Raw genomic sequence first — 19,355 nt, forward strand, 5'->3', positions numbered from 1 at the left:
CAAACATGTAGTGAATGTGGATATAAAAATCCTGATGTAAAGAATTTAGCATTGAGAGAATGGAAATGTCCAAAGTGTGGTGCAGTTCATGATAGAGATATAAATGCAAGCAAGAATTTGCTAAAATTAGCCATGTGATTGGTATATATGGGGAAGGAACAGCCCTTTGAGCGTGGGTAATCTGGTAACAGAAGTTACCTTGACCACGAAGCCACCACTTCTATAAGTGGGGGTAGTTCACAAACATCATCTGGTCCATACAAAGATGTTAAAGTTATTATAAGAACCAAAAAATACGGTGATTATTACTTTATAAAAGAAATAATCGGGAATGAAACAATAATAACAGGAATATAGATCGTATAGCGCAAGGGCTTGTACTTGCGCTTTTTTTATTTGCAAAATTAACTTATGGACATAATGCTATTTTATTGCATAATATACTAAATATTGGTATAATAAATATGCACAAATTGTGCACAGAAGGGAGGATAATATGGGATTTTTTGAGGATTTTAAAAATAATTTGATTGGGCAATATGAAGAATGTGAAGCATATAGATTAGTATGCCAGCAACAGGGCTTTAATCCATATACAGATTTAAAATATGAAGATGATATTGATTATGTTCCTTTTTTAGTCACAACTGTTTTTAAAAGATCTAACGGGCTTTTTACAAAGCTTTTAAGAAAAAACTTAGATGGGATATTTAAATGGACAGTATCAAGCAGCACCAGCGGAGATCCAAGTATTGTAGGAAGAACTGAAAATGATATACAGGTTTTAAGAAATTTTGTTGAAGAGGACGATAAAATATTTAGAAAGAGGCACGATTATGAATGCACCTTTTTTCCTTTAGCTGAGGATATGAAAGCTTTTGGTAGAGGAGAATTTTTAGGGAAAACTTTAGAGTCATATCTTGGAAATATTCTTGACATATTTACTTATAGAGATGATACTATATTTCTTTTAAAGCCATCACAAAACGGATTTTCTGTTGATGTTGACTCGTTTATAAGATATATTATGGAACATGACAAAAAGGATCATTATGCAGCCCTTGGTGGATCTACACCGCTTTTTTATAAAACAGTATTAAGCCTTAAAGAAAAAATTAAACCAGTAGAGCTTGGGGAAAAGGCAATTGTTCACACAGGTGGTGGTGGCTGGGATGGACGAAAGGGAAATATCAATATTGGAACTATGATTGAAAGATGGCGATTTGTTGAAGATGTTTCAAAATTTCTTGGAATACCTGAGGAAAACTTTACTGATACATATTCCTTTACCGAAAATAGTTTTACAATGACGGGACATTATTCAAAGGAATACAGGGATTATATTTTCCATGTTCCAAAATGGGCTAAGGTTATTATAAGGGATTTTAAAACACTAAAGCCACTTAAAAGGTCAGGGGATAGGGGTCTTATTCAGGTTCTTAATGCCTATGGAACTGAAGGCTTTGCAGGTGCTTCTATATTAGTGGATGATATAGGAGAGATAGTTGATTATAATAGATGTCCTATTTGTAATACTGAAGGGATGACTATAAAGATTATAGGAAGAGTAAAAGGAACCGAAGCTAAGGGATGTGGTGCCACTTTAGGGGGTGACAATTAATGAAAATACCTATGACAGTTTCAAAGGGCTATGTTAGAAGGAATATCAATGGCTTTGATTTAGAAATTGGATTCTCAGATGAAAATTTAATATTAAATGAAATAGAAAGATTGAAAAATAATAAAATAAAAGTCCATGATATCGAGACTGAAAAAACAATAGAGATATTGGATAAATGTGCTAGAAAATGGCTTGACAGAGAATATTCTAAGGAACATGTTAAGGTGCTTTCAAAAATAATTAATCAATCGGAGGAACTTATATATAAAGAAATAGAAATTACAATGCAAATGCTTTTAAAGGAAAATGTAAAGAGGCTTTTAAAGGAAGAATTAGAAGATGAAGAAGTGTTAGATAGGTGGATAGATACATACTATGGAAAAGTCCATAGACAACCAAGGGGAGTGGTTTTTCATAACGTATCAGGCAATGCCTTTGTTGTAATTCCAGTCAGCGTTTCTATGGGGCTTTTATCAAAAAACTGCAATATTGTAAAAGTTTCAGCTGATGAGCCTTATTTTGCTTATGCCTTTTACAATAGTTTAGTAGAAATAGACGAGTCTATTAAAGATAGGTTATCTATAATTTATTTTGATAGTTCAAGATCAGATATTTATGAAGGTATAGTTAAAAATGTTAATGCGGTAATTCACTGGGGAGGAGAAAACTCAAGAAACTTTATGGCAAATCTTTGTGCTAAATATAATGTTCATTTTATAGAACACGGCCCGAAGGTTAGCTTTCAGGTTATCGATGAGATTGACGATTATGATGAGATTTCAGAATATGCGGCAAGGGACATTATACTTTGGGAACAAAGGGCATGCTTATCCCCAAGAATTATATTTATAAGCAAGGATTTAGATGCACAAAAGTTTTGCAAGTATCTTGCTAATTCCCTTGAAAAGCTTTCTAAGGAATATCCAAAATCCTACTCAAATCCGTGGGATACCGTTAAAACTATTCAGGATAGGCAATATGTTCTTTTAAAGCATGGACTTTCTAAGACAGGAGAGATATATTCATCAAATAATGCCGACTATACTGTTGTTGAAAGCAAAGTTTTCCCAACAAAATATGATGTGGATAGATGCTTTTCAAGGTTTATATATGTATGCCCTTATTTTAGCAAAGATGAAATTATAAGCTATATAGATCAAAATCTTATTGGATATCTGCAGACTATGGGATATAATGGTAAGGATGAGGAGTTTATTGAAAAGGTCACACTTATGGGGGTAAGCATAATTACTCAAATCGGAGACATGTCTTTACATTATCCTGGAACAAGCCATGACGGACTTTTCAATTTACAGGAGCTTACCTTTGTAGTAAGTAGGCAGGATAGGGTAAACTACAAGTTTAACATTAGGGATTTACTTACAATATGGTTTAAGAGGAGGATAAAGGATGGAAATTAAAGAAAAATATAAAGAATTTTTGACGATAGACGATGCTTTAGCTTTAAAAAGAAGCGATGTTAGGGAAAATTACAGGGAATACATAAATTCAAGTGCGGTTCAGCTTTTATCGCTTTTGGATTTTGATAAGCATTTTGTTAAGGCTGAAGGGACAAAGGTCTATGATGAAGAGGGAAACGAGTATATAGATTTTTTAGGTGGTTATGGTGCTTTGAATGTTGGGCATAATAATTCTGAGATACTCAAAGAGATACAAAAGGTAATAGGACTTCCTAATATTTTACAAGCATCCATCTATAATCTTGCTGGGGTTTTGGCAAGGAACCTTGCTATAATAACTCCTGGGGATTTGAAAAGGACATTTTTTGCAAACAGCGGTGCTGAGGCCGTTGAAGGGGCTCTAAAACTTGCCAAAATAGCAAGTGGAAAAAGTAAGATTGTTTACTGCTTAAATTCCTTTCATGGGAAAAGCTTTGGTGCCCTTTCGGTAACAGGAAGGGAAAAATATCAAAGGCCCTTTAAACCCCTTTTACCTGAAACATACCCAATTCCATTTGGTGATGATAAGGCCCTTGAGGATGCTCTAAAGATGGGAGATGTTGCAGCCTTTATACTAGAACCAATCCAAGGAGAAGGAGGAATAATAGTTCCACCTAAAGGATATCTTAAAAAAGTAAGGGAGCTATGTGATAAATATGGAGTATATTTAATAGTTGATGAAATACAAACCGGTTTTGGAAGAACAGGTTTTATGTTTGCCTGTGAAGAAGAAGGTGTAGTTCCCGATATAATGTGCTTTGCAAAATCCATAGGTGGAGGAATAATGCCAATCGGTGGGTATATTACAAAAGAAGAAATTTGGAAAAAGGCCTATGGAAGTATCGATAAGGCATTTTTACATACATCAACCTTTGGAGGAAATACAATAGCCTGTGCAGCTGGAGTTGCTACAATGAAATACATCATCGAGAATGACCTCCCAAAGAAAGCAGGGGAAAAGGGAGAATATTTATTAAAAAGATTAAACGACCTAAAGGAAAAATATCCTGTAATAAAGGAAGTAAGAGGAAAAGGCCTTATGATAGGAATCGAATTTGAAGAGCCAAAGGGGATTTTAAATACTATAACGGCAGGTAAACTTTCAGAGGTTTCTAAAGAGTATTTTGCGTCTTTAGTTGCGGGTAAGTTAATGAATGAACATAGGATTATAACCGCTTATACTTTAAATAATCCAAATGTAATAAGGCTTGAGCCGCCACTTACGATATCTTATGAGGAACTTGACAGATTGGTTAATGCCCTTGAGGATATATTCAATAAAAATTCCAGTTTCTTAAGTCTTGGTTTTGAAAGCGGAAAGCAAGTATTAAAGTCCTTATTCAAGCGATAGGATGTGAATGTATGGAACTTCAAAGGCAAAAGTTGAGCTTAGGGAAATTTTTTTCTAACAAAAGGGGATAAAATTATGAAGGTGGTTACAGCAGCTATTATCATTGATAATGATAGAGTATTTATTGCAAGAAGAAAGGATGGAAATATTAAAGGGAAGTGGGAGTTTCCAGGAGGAAAATTAGAAGAAAATGAAACCTATGAGGAATGCTTAAAAAGGGAGATTTACGAGGAGCTAAAGATGAATATTGAAATTATAAAGCCCTTTGAGGAAGTTGTCCATGAATATGATAATGGTAAAATTAAATTGATATCCTTTTTAGTTAAACCTTTAAGCTATGATTATAAACTTTCTGTTCATGATGATGCACGATGGGTATCAATTGATGATTTATTAAACTATGATCTTGCGCCAGCTGATATTCCAATTGCAAAGAAGTTACAGGAAGAACTAAAGACTAAAGAATAGGAGGCAAAAAATGAAATTAATCGCTTTAATAATCTTTATCACAACGTATGTTTTACTTTTATCCTTCCCAAAGTATAGAACATATATATCTTTGCTTTCAGCAGTTCTTTTTATGATAATAGGCATAGTGCCTTTTAATAAAGCACTAACCTATATAGACTGGAACATAATTTTAATGATAGGCGGAACTATGGGGATTGTTAATTTATTTATTGAGTCGAAGATGCCGGCCCTAATGGCTGATGTTATAATCGACAGGGTTCCTAACATAAAATGGGCTGTGGTATCCCTTGCAGCCTTTGCAGGGATTGTTTCTGCATTTATAGACAATGTTGCAACTGTCCTTATTATTGCACCGGTTGCGATGGGGGTTGCCAAAAAGCTAAATATATCGCCGGTTTATATGATAATTGCAATTGCAATTTCATCAAACCTTCAAGGTGCAGCAACTTTAGTTGGAGACACAACTTCTCTTTTATTAGGTGGATATGCCAAGATGGATTTTATAGACTTTTTCTTCTTTAAGGGAAGGCCGGGAATATTTTGGATAGTAGAATTAGGGGCAGCAGCGACACTGATTATTCTTCTGCTATTCTTTAGACAATACAATCAGCCAATCCATCTTGAAGAAAAACAGGAGGTTGAGGATTATTTTCCAACCTATCTTTTAGTTTCGATGGTGCTTTTACTTATAATTGCATCCTTTATACCAAACAAACCTAATATAACAAATGGATTGATTTGTATAACGCTTCTTGCTATAGGACTTTTTAAGGAACTTGTTATAAATAAAAATAACAATGCTCTTAATATAACATTGCTTCAGATTGATTATGAAACAATACTGCTGCTTATAGGTTTATTCGTTGTAATCGGCGGATTAAGCGAGGCAGGGGTTATAAATGATATAAGTAAGTTATTTTTGAAAATAGGAAAAGGTAATTTGTTTTTGATATATACTATTTTGGTTTGGTTTTCAGTTATAGTTTCTGCCTTTATTGATAATATCCCTTATACGGCAACGATGCTTCCAGTTGTATCAAACATAGCAAAGGGAATGGGAGTTGAGCCGTATCTACTTTTCTTTGGTCTTTTGGTCGGTGCAACATTGGGAGGAAACATAACTCCTATAGGTGCCTCTGCCAACATAACAGGTCTTGGAATATTAAAAAGGGAAGGATATGAAGTTAAAGCATCGGACTTTATGAAATTGAGCGTGCCATTTACATTAACAGCTGTTATAACAGGTTATATATTAACGTGGATTATTTGGAGATAACTTTGAGCTGCCTCAAAAACTATTTTGAGGCAGCTTTAGTTTGTGATATAATTTTTTTAGGTCTAAAATTGGAGGTATTAGTATGTTTGACTGTCATGTTCATACGGAATTTTCAACGGATTCATCGATGAAACTTAAAGATGCAATAAAAAAGGCAAAGGATATCGGTATTGGCTTGATAATCACAGAACATATGGACCTTAAATACCCAGTTGAAGGGAATTTTCAGTTTGATGTTAAAACATATTTTAAAGAATATGGTTTTTTAAGAAATGACAAAGTATTACTCGGTATAGAATTAGGTCTTAGAACCGATTGCACAGATGAAAACAAATTCATAGCCCTTGAAAATCCCTTTGATTATGTTATAGGGTCTATCCATGTTGTCAATGGAATCGATATATATCAGGATTATTTTTATGCAGAAAAGGATAAAAATCAAGCATATGAGGAATATTTTAAGTTTATGTATGAATGCGTTAAAGAAAGCGATTTTTTTGACAGTTTAGGACATATCGACTATATTGCAAGATATGCACCCTTTGAGGATACGGAAATATACTATGATATATATTCAGATTATATAGATGAGGTTTTAAAAATTTTAAGCAATAGGGAAAAGGCTATAGAAGTAAACACAAGAAGAATTAATGATAAAAAGGCAGCTGAAAATATCCTTACAATCCTAAAAAGATTTAATGAATTAGGTGGAAAATATGTTACAATAGGTTCGGATGCACATAATACATCGGACATTGGAAACAACTTTAATATAGCGTTAGATTTAGTAGAAAAGAGCAACTTAAAAGTAGTTTACTTTAAGGAAAGGCAGATGGAATACATCTAAAATTTTTTTAAGCCCCGAAATTTTTGGGGCTTTATAGTTATTTTGTCTTTCCCTTTGATACATATGGATTGCCCTTTATAAAAAATCTCCATTCATAATCCTTAGCCTCTTCTGCATAATCTATGCCTATTCTTTTATCTGCAACAATTTCAAAGTCTTCTGGGTTATCCAAAACATAAATTTCATCGCTAAGCAGGCTATGTCCGTTTAATGATTTATCTATATTAAAGGCTCTACATAGTTTCCCAGGCCCGTTTGTTAAATTCTTTCTTTGAGATTTTGTCAGCTCACTGTAAGTTTTACCGAATCTATTTAAAGCCATTGTATCAAGTCCTTCTATAGGTTCTAATGCTCTTATTAATACAGCACAGGGCATGCCTTCCCTTTCGGTAACAAAGTTAAGACAGTAATACATTCCATAGATAAAATAAACATAGGCTATACCAGCAGGACCATACATCACTTCGTTTCTTTGTGTTCGTTTAAAATTATAAGAATGACATGCTTTGTCTATAGGACCAAGGTATGCCTCAACTTCAACGATTTTTCCAATTAATTTATTTCCATTAATGTTCCTTACAAGGAGCTTCCCTAAAAGATCATTTGCAACGGTTATTGTATCTCTACTATAAAATTCAACCGGTAGCTTCATCTTCTACGTCCTTTCTTGTGTTTTCTATCAGATATTTTAATTTGTTATATTTATTTTTTCAATATACTATCTGTGATTCTAATAAATAAATTACGAAAAAATATTTTCTTTAGAAATTCTTTATAAAAATTAAAATAATAAATTATTTGGGTAATTTTTAAGCTTAAAGGATGATTTTGAAATTTGCATTGGAAGAATAAAATGGTAAAATACAATATGTAGTATATTTTATGCAATAATACATACAATATATTGAGGTGATAATATGGAACTTACCCAGAATGCCATTAAGGTTTTAGAAAAAAGGTATCTCGCAAAGGATGAAAATGGCAGTGTAATTGAAACGGTTGATGAAATGTTTAGAAGGGTTGCGAGAACTATAGCAAAAGCAGATAAGCTTTACGATGAAAATGCAAGTGTAGAAGAAACTGAGGAAAAGTTTTATAACCTCATGACAAGCTTAAGATTTATTCCTAACTCTCCTACATTAATGAATGCAGGTCGTCCTTTAGGACAGCTCTCGGCGTGTTTTGTTTTGCCTGTTGAGGATTCTATGGAGGGAATATTTGATTCAATAAAAAACGCAGCACTTATACATAAGTCAGGTGGAGGAACGGGCTTTAGTTTTTCAAGGCTAAGGCCTAAGGGCTCAACTGTAAAAACAACAGGTGGTGTAGCATCAGGACCCGTAAGCTTTATGAAGGTATTCAATGCAGCAACAGAGGCAGTAAAACAAGGGGGAACCCGCAGGGGAGCTAACATGGCTATATTAAGGGTTGACCATCCTGATATTATGGAGTTTATAAAATGCAAAGAGGATAATAAGGAAATAAACAATTTTAATATAAGCGTTGCCCTTACAGAAAAATTTATGGAGGCAGCAATTAAAGGAGAAGACTACGAGCTTATAGATCCTAATACTAAGACAGTAAAGGGAAAATTAAATGCAAAGGAAGTGTTTGACCTTATCGTCAAAATGGCCTGGACAAATGGAGAACCCGGAATAATATTTTTGGATAGGATGAATGAAAAGAACCCAACGCCCAACCTTGGTGAGATTGAAAGCACTAATCCATGTGGGGAGCAGCCTCTCCTTCCTTATGAGAGCTGCAATTTAGGCTCTATAAATCTTGCTAAAATGGTCAAAAAGGTAGGAGAAAAATATGAAATCGATTATGAGCTTTTAGAAAAGACCATTTTTGATGCAGTGCACTTTCTTGACAATGTGATAGATGTTAATGTTTATCCCCTTCCTGAAATTGAGAGAATGACTAAGAAAACAAGAAAAATAGGTCTTGGAGTTATGGGTTTTGCAGATATGTTAATCCTTCTTGGAATCCCCTATAATTCAGAGGAGGCAGTTAACCTTGCAGATAACCTTATGAAGTTTATTAATGAAAAGTCAAAGGAAGCGAGTGAGTATCTTGCAAGGAAAAGGGGTCCCTTCCCAGAGTTTTATAATAGTATATATAAAGAAGGACCGCCTTTAAGAAATGCAACTACAACAACAATTGCTCCAACAGGAACTATAAGCATAATCGCCGGAGTTTCGTCAGGAATAGAGCCGTTATTTGCTGTAGCCTTTTGGAGAAATGTTCTTGATAATGAAAAATTAGTTGAAGTTCATTATTTATTTGAAAAAGTGATGAGGGAAAGAGGCCTTTATTCAAAGGAGCTTATGGACAAAATCGCAGAACATGGAACCATTCAAGAGATTGAAGAGATTCCGCTAGATATTAAGAGAATTTTTGTAACAGCCCATGACATAAGCCCTGTTTATCATATTAGAATGCAGGCGGCCTTTCAAAAATGGACTGATAATGCAGTATCAAAGACGGTAAACTTTAAAAAGGATGCCACGATAGAGGATGTCAAAACTGTTTATCTTCTTGCATATAAATTAGGATGTAAGGGTGTTACAATATATAGGGATGGAAGCAGAGAAGGACAGGTTATTAATGTTGGTTTGAAGGAGAAAAATGATGATAGCAGCACAAAGCCTAGGGTAAGACCCGAGGTTACTATGGGCATAACAGAAAAGGTTAGAATTGGATGTGGCAATCTCTACATTACAGTTAATTACGATGAAAATGGAATATGCGAAGTGTTTACTAATCTTGGTAAAGCAGGGGGCTGCCCTTCACAATCGGAAGCAACTGCAAGGCTTGTTTCCATTGCCTTAAGAAGTGGGATGGATGTTAAGGAAATAATAGAGCAGCTAAAGGGTATAAGATGTCATTCTACATTAAGACAAATGGCGACGAATAAAGATATAAAGGTTTTATCCTGTCCAGATGCTATTGCAAAAACCATAGAAAAGCTAGTTAATTTAAAGGAATTAGAAAAGATTAAAGAAAGCATTAGTGCTGATATGGAAATAAAAAATTTAATCGAAACAAAAGAAAATAAAATACTTTGTCCAGAATGCGGCAACCCAATCACCCATGAAGGTGGATGCGTAATCTGTCCTAACTGTGGCTATTCAAAATGCGGTTAAAATTTAACTAAATATTTAATCAAATTAAAAACTGTGATATAATAAAAATAAAAATAAAAAGGGGAGATTGGCAGTGAAAAGATTAATTTCTCTTGCATTAGCTGCTGCTTTTGTATTGGCATCTTTTAGCACATCTTTTGCAAAGGAAAACAATGCTAAAAAGGTAGGTTTACAAAACTCAAAAATAGTTAAACAACTTGAACAAAAGCTTGATGTTTTGAATAAGCAATTACAAAAGGCACTTAAGGAAAGGGAAGATTTCATAGAAAAGTTAAAGAAGGAAGCAGCAAAGGTTGAAGAAAAGAAAAATAGTGAAGGTATTAGCATTGATGAAAAGATTAAAAAGGTAGAGGAAAACTATCAAAAGAAGGTAAAAGAAATAAACGATAAAATGACAAAGCTAAAGGAATTTATAACAAACAAGGATGCAAAATATGCTGAAATCGTAAAGGAAATTGAAACAAAATTAAATGCAAAACTTGCAGAAATAGATAAAAAGATTTCTGAAACAACTGATGATACTAAAAAGGCTATGTATGAAAAACAAAAAGAGCTTTTAGTAAAGATAGCTGAAAAGAAAAAAATAATGGAAAAGAATAGAATGGATAAACAAGCAGAAATTGCTGCTATGAGATTGGAAGTTTTAGAAAAAGAACTTAAGATAGCAGAAATGGAAAAGAATATGGAAATAGAATATCTAAATGGTATGAAGGAAGTTAACTCCCTTGAAAAGGAAATTAATTCTTTAAACCAAGAAGAAAAGGACCCTAAAACAGGTCTTAGCAAGAGCCTTATGGTAAGATATCAAGGGAAATTTAAAGAATTAGATAATAGAATTGCAAAACTTCAAAAGGAGATAGAAGATATTAAATCAAGATTATCATCATTAAATTAATCCCTGCCCTGCAGGGATTTTATTTTTTGTTGACATATTTGGCAATAGATGTATAATATAATATTAACAAGTGAGTGCGCATAAGGGCTATCCGAGCTGCGCAGGGAGAGTTTATCTCCTACACGTGGGATCCCCACGGAGTCACTTTAAGGTGGCTTCGTGGGGACTTTTTATTAACTTTTTAGGAGGGGTGTTATGATTAGGAAGTTGTTTGAAATCGACAGAAAAATAGTGGAGGAATACTTAAAAAGAAATCACATTGAAACTACATTTTTGATTGGCAATATAAAATATTTTGGAATTGAGAATAACAAGGAATTAAGAAGATGTGGGGATTATTATGGATATTTTGAAAAGAGTGAATTAAAGGGCATATTACCCTTTTATAACTTAGGAAGTTGTATTCCACATTATGAGAGCGAAGGAGCTATTCCTTATTTTGTAGAGCTTATGAAGGATAGGGAATTTAAATATCTTCTTGGCATGAGAAGAGTTATTGAGCCTTTGTATAAAAACTTAAAGGATGTTAAATCGATTGGAAATATTAGTGATGATGCTTATTATATCAATAAAAATCTTATAGAATTTCAATGCAAGGATATAGAGATAAAGAATTATTATGAACTTGATTTGGATTTAGCTGCTGAATTCTTAGTGGAGGCAAGCCAAATAGGTTTTGGAAGGGATGATGCATCGGTAGAAGAAGCTAAAAAAACTTTAGTCCAAAGGCCTGTTGAGGAGGATTATCTATTTGCTATTAAAGATGGTAAGATGGTTGCGACGGCATGTATTCAAGCTACAACTGATGAAATTTCACAAATTGGAGGGGTTTATACAACGCCTAAAGAAAGAGGAAAGGGATACTGCAAGGCAGTAGTTTCTGAGCTTTGCAGAATAATTATCGAAAGAGGAAAAATTCCAACGCTGATGGTAAGAAAGAATAATACTTCAGCAGTAAAAGCATATGAAGCCTTAGGATTTGAGTTTTACGATGATTACATGATAATTGAATTGTAGTTAATTGGAGGGATTTTATGGGTGTAATAACTGTCAAGGATTTAAGAAAGGACTTTATAGCAGCAAAAAGAAAGGGTTTTTTAAAAAGGGAATATTTAAAGATTGAGGCAGTAAGAGGAATTAGCTTTGAGGTGGAGGAAGGTGAAATACTCGCCTTTATAGGCCCAAACGGAGCTGGGAAATCTACAACAATAAAGATGTTAACAGGAATACTTAACCCAACTAGTGGTTATGCAAGGGTTTTAGGATTGGACCCCCAAAGAGATAGAAAAAAACTAACCTATAAAATTGGAACCGTATTTGGACAAAAGTCGCAACTTTGGTTTCACCTTCCGCCTAAAGATACTTTTGAACTTTTAGGAAGCATATATGGAATGGAGGATAAGGAGCTAAAAAAGAGGGTTGACTATATTTCTGAAATTTTAGAGATAAAGGACCTTTTAGACATTCCAGTTAGAAAGATGTCTCTAGGACAAAGGATAAAATGCGAAATTGCGGCATCAATTCTTCACAAGCCTAAGGTTATTTTCTTAGATGAACCTACAATAGGACTTGATGTTGTAGCAAAGAAAAATTTAAGAAGTTTAATCAAAAGGATTAACCAAGAGGAAAAAACCACCATATTTTTAACAAGCCATGATATTGGTGATATAGAAAAGCTTTGTAAAAGGATGATTATAATAAATCTTGGACAAATTATTATGGATGATAATATGAAGCGTTTAAAATACAACTATGATAATAAAAAGATTATTTCATTAAGATATGCAGAGGATATTGATTTTAATTTAGAAGATGTAAAGATCTTATCTAAGACAAATAATGCCGTAAAGTTAGAGGTTGACACGGAAGATAAGGATATTGACGATATTCTGCTAAAGATTTTTAAACTTGGGAAGGTAGAAGACATCTCTATTTCATCAAGGCCCCTTGAGGATATTATAGCTGAAATTTACAGCATAAGGGGGGAGGTTTAATGAATAAGTATTTGAAGATTTTTAAAATAAGTATAAAAAACAATGTGACTTATTTTAAAGACTTCATAATTGGAAATGTTTTTACTGTAATTATAGTTATAATTTTCTTTTTCTTATGGAAAAAGCTTTATGCTCAAAACATTAAGACGGGTTTTACATTTCAAGAGATGATGTGGTATTTGATAGTGGGAGAAAGCTTTACGTTGAATTATAATAGAATTCATAGAAACGTTGCACAGGATATTAAAAGTGGGGATATTGCATATAAAATAAATAAACCCTATAATTACACCTTATATATTTTGTTTGACACATTGGGAAGAAATCTTTTAGATTTTTTTATAAGCTGCTTTATTTCCTTTGCTGTTGGAATAGCTTTGGTTGGTCCTATTAAGGGTTATGAATTTTATTATCTGTTTTTTTCTATGATTATAATGTTATGTGGAGTGATATTAAATCATATAATTCATATTACTATTTCCTTATCTGCCCTTTGGGTGGAGGAAAATATGCCATATGCTTGGATTTACGGAAAAATCGTGTTTATATTTGGAGGGCTTTTGTATCCTATTAGCTTACTTCCAAAATGGATGTTTAAGGTTAATTTCTATATGCCTTGGTCGTTTGTAATGTATCATGTTTCTAAAACTGTAGTTATGTTTAACTTGAATGATTTTTTGTTTACTTTTCTCGGACAAGTTATATATATACTTATGTTCCTCTTTCTGATGCTTACAATTCATAGAAGGGGGGTAAAGATGCTAAATGTTAATGGAGGTTAGAAGACATTTTAAAATACTGTTTTCTTATGTAAAATTTAACTTGAAATGCAGCTCAGAATATAAAATAAGTTTTTTAACGCAAATTTTTGGTATGATTCTAAACAATGGTTCTTTTCTGATATTTTGGTGGATAATATTTAGAAATGTAAATATCATTGGCGGATATTCCTTTGATGATGTATTGATACTATGGGGGTTAGCATCATCAAGTTTTGGACTTACCTATATTTTGTTTGGAAATGTAAGGGAACTTTCAGACTTTATTATATCAGGAAGATTGGATAGTTATATTTTACAACCTGCAGATATAGTTTTAAATACTTGCGCATCTAAAATGGAGGTTTCATCTTGGGGTGATTTAATTTATGGATATATTTTACTTATTTTGGCCGGAAGATTTGATTTAAAAGGTGCATTTTTATTTACACTATTTACCGTAACGGGTTCTATAATTTATTTTTCATTAATTCTTTTACTTAATTCTTTAGCCTTTTATTTAGGCAATGTAGAGAGCACAAAAAGGATTTTAGATATGTTCTTTTTGGCCTTTGCAACTTATCCAGAGGGTATTTTTGATAATTTTTTTAGATTTTTGTTTTATTCAGTTCTCCCTGTTGGATTTTCAATATATCTTCCAATAAGGATATTTAATAATTTTAACTTATTAAGTATTATTTTAGTAATTTTGGCAGCGTTAGTTTGGCTTTTTATTTCCTTTAAAGTATTTTATTCGGGACTAAAAAGATACGAATCTGCCAATATAATGGAAGCAAAAATGTAAGGTGAGGGTATCCTCACCTTTTAATGTATTTTAATATTACATTTTTGAATTCAATCAATACAGGCTTCGCTTGCCCTCTGAAGATTTTAATATTATAGAATCTTGTTTTGTGTAGTCTTTTAAGTTTTCAGGATTATTTTCATAAACTTCATTAATACGTTTTAAGCATCGATCAATAGTTTGAATTTTATTTACTATAACATCATTAACCATTAAATTCACTTCCCTTAAATATATTATCTAGGACTATTTTTCTTTCTTCATTTAAAAGGGTGTATTCTTTAAGGGCACGTATCATGAAATTTGCCCTTCTGTATTCATCTGAAGAATAAATTATTCTTCCTGTTGATAAAACAACAATAGGGCATAAAGCCCTACTGTTTTTCAACCTTTAAATAATTTACAAGCATTTTTGCAGCTTCGCCGCGGGTTACAGATTGTCTTGGCATAAAGTATCCCTTGATTGGAGTAATTATTTTAAGTTCGTTTGCTAACGCTATATAACCCTTATAATTTTTAGGTATTAGTTTGCTATCTTTAAAATTTAAAGTATATAAATTTGAAAGCTCAGCAATAAATCCAACGCCCATTGCCCTTATTATCCACTTTGCAGCATCTTGCCTTGTTACATATGCATTTGGATTCTTTTCCTTTGATGAGATGATTCCTTTTTTAATTGCTATTTCGTAATAATTTTCGTATTCTTCCTTTGTATCCTCCCTATAAATTATATAATTTGGTTCTAATGATTTTACAATATATTTGATGAAATTCTTTTGCCTTATCATTTGATTCGGATAGAAATTTTCTCCTTCATCATCAATAATGCCGATATCAATCAATATATTTATATCATTATAATATGGTGAATTTTTAATATCGCTGTAGGAAATCTTTTTTACTTCTTTTAGAGGTTTCCCGCTGTAGTCAAGCAATATTCCTTCCTTTGCATCAATCATAAAATTATATGATGTAAAGCTATATACTAATTTAATGAAGTATTTGTTCATTTTAAAATCGTAATCAAAGTATTTCATATAGTTTAATTTGAAATTATTTTTGCTATAAAGTATATTGTGGGCTTTGTCGATTGAGATTATATTTTCAACCTTTGGGAAAACTATATCACTCCAAGTTTGATAATAATGTAAAACTTCGCCTGTATATGGGCTAATGCTTATTGTAAATCCTTCGTTTGCAACCGGAATAGAATTTTCAATTCTTCTATATTCAAAAGAATAAACGTATTTCTCATCAACATTTAAAACTTCCCTATATTGGCATTTTATAAATTTATCCTTCGAGAGGGAATTTATAAAATCCTCTGCAATTTTTTTAGCATCTTGTTTTGTATATTTTGGTTCCTTGTAGTTTTCTATATTGGGAAAGTTTCTGTAAAAGGATAAAATCTCTCCAGTAAGAGCATCAATTGTTGCACCAAAATAGTAATAGTTTGATTTATCCTGTGATGTTTTAGAATAATAAACTGTCCAGATGTATCTATCAGAGTATAAATCATGTCCTAAATTAATGTATTCCATATTTAATTCCTTATTAAGGCCAAGCTTTTGAACTAGTATATTTTCTACTTCTTCCTTCGATATTAATTTTTTATTTTCTTCAATTGCCTTAATTTCTTCAGGTGTTAAGGTTGGTAAAGCACCTGCAGCATCCTTTTGGCTGTTTTCTGTAAAGATATAAATTGGATTTTTAAGTATTTCGCCTGTTACAGCATCTATAGGATACACGCTAGATTTTGGAGTGTAAATCAGTTTAACGTTTCTTTCATTTTTTTCATAATCATAAAAAACTTTATAGGATAGCTCAAGCCCCATTTTGCTTTCAAAGATTTCCTTTGCCTTTTCTAACGTTATTATATTTTGACTTGTAGGGACACCTTCATAATCGTATTCAAAATAGTAGCTCATAATCTTTAAATTGTTTTTATCAACAGATACACTGATAAAGTTATCTTTATAGTCTATTCCGTTAATCCTTCTTGTGTATCTAAAATCGTAATTAGGATTGTAATATAAGTAGTTAGAATTAGCTTCATCATAAACGAATTCTTTAAATTTCTCGCCAACGAGCTTCCTTATCAATCCTTCTGTAACTTCTTTTGCTTTTTCTTTTGAGTATTTTGGGATTTTATTTGTTATTGTTTGCTCTCCTTCATACCTATACATAGAAATAATATCCCCGTTTTGAGCATTAACTTGAATATTTATCTGTTTATTTTTCCCTGTCCAAGATAAATTCCAAAAGCTTTTGTTTTCATTACTGTTTAAGTTGTAAGTAAATTTAAGGTCTCTGTCATCAAACTCAAAGCTGGATTTTGCAATTAAAATAGCATTTTTTAAGTCTATTTTAGTTGTTGAAGCTGCTTTTGTATAGGAAAATAAACTGAAAATTAATGTAAAACAAAGCAAGCTTGATAAAAATTTTTTCATAAAAGATTCCCCCTTTCATCTAATTATTAGACGAGGGGGATCTGGAAAATGTTGCATATTATAGAGTAAATTGCTCAATGATATTTGTTAAATGATTGGTTATTTCATTAAGGCTTGTTGTTTGCTTAGTTATATTAGATATTTCATTTAATTGCTGATTTAAAAGATTTTCTGTGTGTTCTGCAACTTCTTTAAACCCGTCTGAAACAATGGATATATTTTTAATACTTTCTTTTAAACCATCGGTTTTTATTGAAAGGGAATTTATTTTCTTTATTATTTCTTCAATAGTTACTGAAATATTGTTTATTGATTTTTGAAGTTTTGCAAAAGAATCTCCGGTTTTATCAAGTGCGTGATTTTGATTTTCGATGTTTTCTTTTACAGTATATATATCGTTTATGGTTAAATTGGAGATATCTTTAATTTGATTTATCGTTTGCCTTATATTTTCTGCAGATTTTGCCGTCTCATTAGATAAGCTTCTTATTTCATTTGCAACAACTGCAAAACCCCTGCCAAATTCTCCTGCCTTTGCAGCCTCAATTGAGGCATTAAGAGCAAGAAGATTAGTTTGTTTTGAAATGTTTGTTATTATGTTTAAGATTAAATTTATGTTTTCAATGCTGTTATTAAGAAGGTTAATTCTATTTTCTATGGTTTTTATTGATTCATTGGTAGATTTATTTTTTTCATTTAATTCATTAAATGAAATTATTGCGGCTTTAGTGTTATCATTTATATCGATGTTTTCACCCTTTATTTCAGAGCTTAAAGAATTAAGAACAATTGCCACGTCTAAGAATTCTGAAGAGATTTTTTCGATATTATTTATCTCATTTTTTTGACATTCAGTTCCATCAATTATATTATCCATTGAAAGTTTTATTTTATCCGAAAGTGATAATAGATTTTTACTATCTTCAGATAGAAGGTTTGATGAAGCTTGAGTTATCGATGATGCATCTTTAATAGAAGAAACAAGCTTCCTCATGGATTCAATCATATCGTTGAAATATTTTCCTAGCTGAGCAAATTCATCATTAGTTTTAATATCTGATAGAACAGTTAAATCCCCGGTTCCGCTTCTTTGCATGCAATTTGAAATATCTTTAATATGGCATGCTATTGTATGAGACATCTTTGAACCAATGATTAATGAAATTAATCCAAAGATTATTAAAACAAATATAACGATGGACGTTAGAGTTCTTGTATTTGAATTTATTTCGTAAACATCAATAAAAGCAATGATTTTCCAATTAAGTTTAAAATTATTTAAGAAATAAATTGATTTTTTACTTCCTAAAAAATTGTATTCTATGTGTCCGCTTTTATTATTAAGCATGTCTTTTATCCAGTTGATGCTAAGTAAATCCTTAGACTTTTTACCCAAAACATCAATTAATGATTTTCCCAAAAGATTTTTATATTTAGAAGATATTATAGTATTGTTTTTATCTAGGATAATTATATGTCCTGTTTTAGTTGGCAACAATGAATTGGCAATCCTTTGAATTTCCGAGATATCTACAGTAAAGCCGATAATTCCAATTTGATTATTATCTGCATCATAAAATGTTTTTGTAATAGTAACAAGAAGCATATTATTTTTTGTTTCAATATTGCTCCATAGTGCATTGTTAAAATTATTTAAAGTATTGTGTAGTATTTGAGTATGATTAGGGATTTGCCATTTATCCTTAGGGAAAGAAAGAATCCTACCATTTTTATAAATTAAAAAAGTCTGTTTTATGTTTATGTTAGATTTTAAAAAATTTTTTAGTGCTTCTAAAACCAATTCATCATCTTTCCCAACGTTGTTTTTAATTATTTTATCATCTGAAAGGATAGTTATAAGGCTTTCATAGTATACATATTTTTCATCTATTGTTCTGCTCAAGTTAGAGGATGCACTTTTTAAACTATCGAGGTAATTTTGATTTACTGACTTTTTTATCATTATTGATGAGACAAAGGTTGAAATTAGAAGGGGGAAGATGGTAAGGAGTATCAGTGTTAATATTAGCTTTGATTTAATGGAGTTTATTTGTAGCTTGGGAATTGGTATTTTCTTAAACTTTTTAAGAAATGACTTCCATTCTAATTTAATGTTTAATTTTTCATTTTTTTTATTGAAAAAAAGCAATCTCATAGGACACCTCCAAGGAGATTTTTACATTTACATAATAACAAGGATTTTCGACTATTCTCAACAAAAATGAAGATAATTTTACTTTATTAACATACATTTAACAAAAATAAAAATTTTATTTTA

General features: G+C 31.8%; 17 protein-coding genes. 13 read left to right on the forward strand and 4 right to left on the reverse strand.

Going from position 1 to position 19,355, the window contains the following annotated elements:
* From Q3V94_RS05990 to Q3V94_RS06020, 7 genes are all read left to right on the forward strand, one after another.
* Positions 1-138: zinc ribbon domain-containing protein (locus Q3V94_RS05990; RefSeq protein ID WP_303526094.1), on the forward strand; the 138-nt coding region annotated here is incomplete at its 5' end.
* A gap of 358 nt (positions 139-496) precedes the next feature.
* The gene (locus Q3V94_RS05995; protein ID WP_303525973.1) at positions 497-1,621 is read left to right on the forward strand and encodes an acyl-protein synthetase; all 1,125 of its coding nucleotides are present in this window, start codon (positions 497-499) and stop codon (positions 1,619-1,621) included.
* Positions 1,621-3,042: an acyl-CoA reductase gene (locus tag Q3V94_RS06000; protein WP_303525974.1), complete on the forward strand. Its 1,422-nt coding sequence runs from the start codon at positions 1,621-1,623 to the stop codon at positions 3,040-3,042. The genes Q3V94_RS05995 and Q3V94_RS06000 overlap by 1 nt, the downstream gene beginning before the upstream one ends.
* Positions 3,032-4,432, forward strand: coding sequence for an aspartate aminotransferase family protein (locus tag Q3V94_RS06005; RefSeq protein ID WP_303525976.1), 1,401 nt, complete (start codon positions 3,032-3,034; stop codon positions 4,430-4,432). The genes Q3V94_RS06000 and Q3V94_RS06005 overlap by 11 nt, the downstream gene beginning before the upstream one ends.
* 75 nt (positions 4,433-4,507) lie before the next feature.
* Positions 4,508-4,900, forward strand: coding sequence for a (deoxy)nucleoside triphosphate pyrophosphohydrolase (locus tag Q3V94_RS06010; RefSeq protein WP_303525978.1), 393 nt, complete (start codon positions 4,508-4,510; stop codon positions 4,898-4,900).
* A 10-nt stretch (positions 4,901-4,910) separates the two neighbouring features.
* Positions 4,911-6,179 carry an SLC13 family permease gene (locus tag Q3V94_RS06015; protein ID WP_303525980.1) on the forward strand — a complete coding sequence of 423 codons (1,269 nt, stop codon included), beginning with the start codon at positions 4,911-4,913 and terminating at the stop codon, positions 6,177-6,179.
* A gap of 82 nt (positions 6,180-6,261) precedes the next feature.
* The gene (locus Q3V94_RS06020) at positions 6,262-7,026 is read left to right on the forward strand and encodes a histidinol phosphate phosphatase (RefSeq protein ID WP_303525982.1); all 765 of its coding nucleotides are present in this window, start codon (positions 6,262-6,264) and stop codon (positions 7,024-7,026) included.
* 37 nt (positions 7,027-7,063) lie between these two features.
* Here Q3V94_RS06020 and Q3V94_RS06025 read toward each other — a convergent pair whose 3' ends face one another.
* Entirely contained in the window at positions 7,064-7,678 is a 615-nt protein-coding gene (locus Q3V94_RS06025; RefSeq protein ID WP_303525983.1) for a DNA-3-methyladenine glycosylase, read from the reverse strand.
* 265 nt (positions 7,679-7,943) lie between these two features.
* Here Q3V94_RS06025 and Q3V94_RS06030 point away from each other — a divergent pair, with 265 nt between their 5' ends.
* From Q3V94_RS06030 to Q3V94_RS06055, 6 genes are all read left to right on the forward strand, one after another.
* Positions 7,944-10,175, forward strand: coding sequence for a vitamin B12-dependent ribonucleotide reductase (locus Q3V94_RS06030; RefSeq protein ID WP_303525984.1), 2,232 nt, complete (start codon positions 7,944-7,946; stop codon positions 10,173-10,175).
* A 73-nt stretch (positions 10,176-10,248) separates the two neighbouring features.
* Positions 10,249-11,070, forward strand: coding sequence for a hypothetical protein (locus Q3V94_RS06035; protein ID WP_303525985.1), 822 nt, complete (start codon positions 10,249-10,251; stop codon positions 11,068-11,070).
* 195 nt (positions 11,071-11,265) lie between these two features.
* Complete coding sequence (locus tag Q3V94_RS06040; RefSeq protein WP_303525986.1) at positions 11,266-12,087, forward strand: GNAT family N-acetyltransferase; 822 nt, start codon at positions 11,266-11,268, stop codon at positions 12,085-12,087.
* A gap of 17 nt (positions 12,088-12,104) precedes the next feature.
* Entirely contained in the window at positions 12,105-13,064 is a 960-nt protein-coding gene (locus Q3V94_RS06045; protein ID WP_303525987.1) for an ATP-binding cassette domain-containing protein, read from the forward strand.
* Complete coding sequence (locus tag Q3V94_RS06050) at positions 13,064-13,846, forward strand: hypothetical protein (RefSeq protein WP_303525990.1); 783 nt, start codon at positions 13,064-13,066, stop codon at positions 13,844-13,846. Before Q3V94_RS06045 ends, Q3V94_RS06050 begins: the two co-directional genes overlap by 1 nt.
* The gene (locus Q3V94_RS06055) at positions 13,830-14,627 is read left to right on the forward strand and encodes an ABC transporter permease (RefSeq protein WP_303525992.1); all 798 of its coding nucleotides are present in this window, start codon (positions 13,830-13,832) and stop codon (positions 14,625-14,627) included. Before Q3V94_RS06050 ends, Q3V94_RS06055 begins: the two co-directional genes overlap by 17 nt.
* Positions 14,628-14,832: 205 nt before the next feature.
* Here the strand turns inward: Q3V94_RS06055 and Q3V94_RS06060 are convergent, their stop codons facing one another.
* The 3 genes from Q3V94_RS06060 to Q3V94_RS06070 are packed head-to-tail and all read right to left on the reverse strand — an operon-like array spanning position 14,833 to position 19,232.
* Positions 14,833-15,015 (reverse strand): hypothetical protein, encoded by a 183-nt coding sequence (locus tag Q3V94_RS06060; protein ID WP_303525993.1) that lies wholly within the window; start codon positions 15,013-15,015, stop codon positions 14,833-14,835.
* Entirely contained in the window at positions 15,002-17,077 is a 2,076-nt protein-coding gene (locus tag Q3V94_RS06065) for a YcdB/YcdC domain-containing protein (RefSeq protein ID WP_303525995.1), read from the reverse strand. The genes Q3V94_RS06060 and Q3V94_RS06065 overlap by 14 nt, the downstream gene beginning before the upstream one ends.
* A gap of 58 nt (positions 17,078-17,135) precedes the next feature.
* The gene (locus Q3V94_RS06070; RefSeq protein WP_303525997.1) at positions 17,136-19,232 is read right to left on the reverse strand and encodes a methyl-accepting chemotaxis protein; all 2,097 of its coding nucleotides are present in this window, start codon (positions 19,230-19,232) and stop codon (positions 17,136-17,138) included.
* Positions 19,233-19,355 lie beyond the last annotated feature (123 nt).

This window comes from Caloramator sp. CAR-1 (genome assembly GCF_030546345.1).
GTDB lineage: Bacteria > Bacillota > Clostridia > Clostridiales > Caloramatoraceae > Caloramator > Caloramator australicus.